The 314-nt window shown below is 57.0% G+C and carries 1 pseudogene; it reads right to left on the bottom strand.

From position 1 onward, the window contains the following. Positions 1 to 314, bottom strand: a pseudogene (locus tag H6B10_RS15955) (ABC transporter ATP-binding protein); the annotation flags it as partial.

Below are 314 nucleotides of genomic sequence, written 5' to 3'. Positions count from 1 at the left end.
GATGAATTTTCCGGGAGCAATGGACAGATCAATGTTCTGCAGAATCGGCTGGTCGGGCTTTTCGGGGTAGGCAAACCGGACGCCATGCAGCTGCACATCGTTGCCGGAAGGAACGGCTGCCGGGGTGAGAACGTCGGCATAGGAAAAATCCAGTGGAAGTTCCAGCAGCTGGAAGTAATCGTTGGCCAGTACCACACATTCGGAAAATTCATCCAGAATCCGGTGCAGTTCCCGCAGCGGGCCGGTCAGCTGGGTAAAGCACAGGTAGGCGGTCAGTACGGTGCCGATGGTGATGACGCCCTGGGATGCCAGCA

The organism is Gemmiger formicilis (genome assembly GCF_016901605.1).
GTDB lineage: Bacteria > Bacillota > Clostridia > Oscillospirales > Ruminococcaceae > Gemmiger > Gemmiger formicilis_B.
This window is presented reverse-complemented; position numbering and strand designations above follow the sequence as displayed.